The 3,303-nt window shown below is 61.6% G+C and carries 6 protein-coding genes; 5 read left to right on the plus strand and 1 reads right to left on the minus strand.

All coding sequences use genetic code 11. From position 1 onward, the window contains the following. On the plus strand, positions 1–631 hold a 631-nt coding region (locus AC2VOU_RS14460; protein ID WP_486957998.1), incomplete at its 5' end, for a dTDP-glucose 4,6-dehydratase. Between the two features lies 1 nt (position 632). Then, positions 633–1,241 carry a dTDP-4-dehydrorhamnose 3,5-epimerase gene (gene rfbC / locus AC2VOU_RS14465; protein WP_054880632.1) on the plus strand — a complete coding sequence of 203 codons (609 nt, stop codon included), beginning with the start codon at positions 633–635 and terminating at the stop codon, positions 1,239–1,241. Positions 1,242–1,259: 18 nt separating this feature from the next. Here the strand turns inward: rfbC and AC2VOU_RS14470 are convergent, their stop codons facing one another. Then, a complete protein-coding gene (locus tag AC2VOU_RS14470; protein ID WP_486958002.1) occupies positions 1,260–1,565 on the minus strand; it encodes a hypothetical protein in 306 nt (101 codons plus the stop codon). Between AC2VOU_RS14470 and AC2VOU_RS14475 the strand changes: the two genes are divergently transcribed. From AC2VOU_RS14475 to AC2VOU_RS14485, 3 genes are all read left to right on the plus strand, one after another. Beyond that, on the plus strand, positions 1,477–1,788 hold the full coding sequence (locus AC2VOU_RS14475; protein WP_486958001.1) for a lipoprotein LpqH: 312 nt from the start codon (positions 1,477–1,479) through the stop codon (positions 1,786–1,788). The genes AC2VOU_RS14470 and AC2VOU_RS14475 overlap by 89 nt on opposite strands. 101 nt (positions 1,789–1,889) lie before the next feature. Beyond that, positions 1,890–2,633 carry a hypothetical protein gene (locus AC2VOU_RS14480; RefSeq protein WP_486957999.1) on the plus strand — a complete coding sequence of 248 codons (744 nt, stop codon included), beginning with the start codon at positions 1,890–1,892 and terminating at the stop codon, positions 2,631–2,633. Further along, the coding region (locus AC2VOU_RS14485; protein WP_486958000.1) for an FAD-dependent oxidoreductase at positions 2,633–3,303 on the plus strand (671 nt) is incomplete at its 3' end. The genes AC2VOU_RS14480 and AC2VOU_RS14485, both read left to right, overlap by 1 nt.

Here is a 3,303-nt window from a genome sequence, read left to right on the forward strand (position 1 = left end):
GGTTTATGGCGACCTGGAGCTCGACGAACCGACAAGATTTACCGAGTCAACGCCCTACAACCCGTCGAGTCCGTACTCGGCAACCAAAGCCGCCGGCGACATGTTGGTCCGCGCCTGGGTGCGCTCCTACGGCGTGCGGGCGACGATTTCCAACTGCTCCAACAACTACGGGCCATACCAGCACGTCGAGAAGTTCATCCCGCGCCAGATCACCAATGTGCTCACCGGGCGCCGGCCCAAGTTGTACGGCACCGGTGCCAACGTCCGCGACTGGATCCACGTCGACGACCACAACAGCGCCGTCTGGCGAATCCTCGAGAAAGGCCAGATCGGCCGCACCTACCTCATCGGCGCCGAGGGCGAGCGCAACAACCTGACCGTGCTGCGCACGCTGCTGCAGATGATGGGCCGAGACCCCGACGATTTCGACCACGTCACCGACCGCATCGGCCACGACTTGCGGTACGCGATCGACCCGACCCCGCTGTACGACGAATTATGCTGGGCACCAAAGCACACGGACTTTGACGAGGGATTGCGCGCCACCATTGACTGGTATCGCGACAACGAATCGTGGTGGCGACCGTTGAAGGACGCCGCGGAAGCGCGCTACGAAGAACGAGGTCAGTAAAATGGATGTCCGCGAACTGGACATCCCGGGCGCCTGGGAGATCACCCCTACCATTCATGGCGATTCCCGCGGAATGTTCTTCGAATGGCTCACAGACAGTGGGTTCAGCGCATTCGCCGGTCACCGCTTAGACGTCCGACAAGCCAACTGCTCGGTGTCCTCGGCCGGTGTGCTGCGTGGCCTGCATTTCGCGCAACTGCCACCGAGCCAAGCCAAATATGTGACCTGCGTGTCCGGTTCGGTGTTCGATGTCGTCGTCGATATCCGTTTGGGCTCACCAACCTTCGGCCGTTGGACCTCCGTTATGCTCAACGACTCCGACCGGAAGACCATCTATATCTCAGAGGGTCTCGCACATGGATTCCTTGCACTGCAAGATAATTCGACAGTGATGTACCTATGCTCTGCGGAATACAACCCAACGCGCGAGCACACCATCTGCGCCACAGATCCGGCCCTGGCCATCGACTGGCCGATGGTTGACGGCGTTGGCCCGCACTTGTCCGAGCGCGATGCCGCAGCCCCCAACCTTGACGACGTACGCGCGTCTGGCCTACTACCGACCTGGGAACAGACGCAGCGATTTATCGCCGACCTCGGCCGCAAATAGCGACGCGGCCATCGCGGGTTACCACCGACGAAGGAGAATTTTGGTGAGGCATGAGTTGTTGGTCGCCGTCGGCGCCATCACGATCGTTGCCGGCGCGGCCGGCTGCAGCGGGGGCTCACAGGCTCCCGCCCCGTCGTCAAGGACGACCACGTCGTCGAGCGCAACCACCAGCTCGGGCCCCACAACCGTGTCGAGCAGCACTGCCGCCGCAGCAGCCGGAGAAGCGAAGGTCACCATCGGCGGCCAGCCACAAAACGTCAGTGGTCCAGTCGTGTGCTCGACGACGAACGGCAAGTTCTCTATCGCGATCGGTGACATGATCACCGGCGTCATCGTTGGCTTGGAGCCGGACGCATCGGTGGTCCACAACGCCGGCCTCGGCACCATCGACGGTGTGGTCATGGCTTTCACCGAGGGTGTCCCCGGCGAGAACGCCAGTGCCACCAAGAACGGCAACACATACCAAATCACCGGGACAGCCAGCGGTGTGGACAATGCCGGTCAGCAGGTCCATAAGCCTTTCGAAATCGAAGCCACCTGCCGCTAACACCACCGCTGAGCAAATCCGCCCGGCACAAGGGCGAGCCCCGGGTACACTTCGGAGAGCCTCCTCGGATCGACCCCGCAAGATGCCCGAAAGGTTCGGCCGTGGCAACCGACGTCCATGTGGGTCCACTTCGCGAACAACGGCGCAAGCCGCGCGTCGGGCTGATCGTGCCACCGGCCAACACAGCAGTAGAAGACGACTATCTGACACTAGGCGGTGACGTCTTCGCCTTCTCGACCGCCCGGTACGGCGTGTATCACGATGTCGGGCTGCGACAACGCCTCGACCGCTACGCCGCCGAGTTGCCTTCCCGTCTTATGAGTTTCGGAAGCATGCCGCTGCACGCGATCATGGCTTGTTGCAGCGGCAACCACTACCTTCAGGGTTTTGACGCCGACCTGCGCGACTGCCGCACCGCGTCAGAGTGCACCGGTGTAATTACGGTATCGACCACCGTGGCAGTTGTCGCCTGGCTACGCCACCGCGGCATCAATACCATCACCATCGCGTCCCCGCATCCCGATTGGCTCACCGATCTATCTGAAAAATACTGGACCAGTGCAGGTTTCGAAATCGATTCGGTGATCCGCGTGGTCGACAAAACCACCGGCATGACGGCTGGTTCGCCTTATCAGCTTGGCACCGACGACATCGTCACCGCCGTGCGCGATGCCGAGCTCTTGGGTACACCCATCCTCCTGGTAGGCACCGGGCTGCACACCCAAGCTGCTGTCACCACGTTGACCCAGCAGTTTACTGGGCAAGAGTTCTACACATCGAACTCGTGTGGGGCGGCCTGGCTTCGACTCACGTTGGATAACCCAAACCCATTGGCGGGGTTGTGATGAACCCGCATGCGGTTGTCGTCGGCGCAGGTCCGGTGGGAGCACTGGCGGCGCTGCTACTGGCCAAGAGTAACGTTGCCGTTACCCTCGTGGAGCGCAACGACAAGCTGATCACCGCATCCCAAGCATCCACTTTTCATCCGTCAACGTTGGATCTCCTTCGAACGCTCGGCATCGAGCTAGCTTCCGACCCCGACGCCGTCGCCGTGACCTCGGTGCAGTGGCGCGACAACCGCGGAGACATTCGCGCGGAGCTTGATTATCGGTTGCTCGCCGACCTCACTAATCATCCCTTCCGAATCCATCTCGATCAACAGGCCCTCCTTGACCGAGCGGCCCAGCTGATCGCAGCTGAGCCCGCGATCGAACTTCGTGCCGGGGTAGCAGCGATCGACCTCAACCCGGCCCGGCCCAGCGTAACCACCTTGACGAATAACGGGCAACGCCAAATCATTACAGCCGACGTGATCATCGGGTGCGATGGATCGCATTCATTGATTCGGCAACTAGCCGGGATACCGATGCTAGTGCGGAACTATCCAACCGTCGCGCTTCGCGCACACGCCCATGCGGATCTTGCCGCACTACTGCCGACCCAGGCGCCACCACCCTTATCGGGGCTGTGCTACTTCCGAGGCAACGAGGACGGCGTCAGCGCATTACGCATGAA

It is taken from the genome of Mycobacterium sp. TH-M25 (genome assembly GCF_057473665.1).

Bases quoted from the DNA above. Each gene is read 5' to 3' on its own strand.
- rfbC (WP_054880632.1), top strand. From the start codon at position 633: ATGGATGTCCGCGAACTGGACATCCCGGGCGCCTGGGAGATCACCCCT.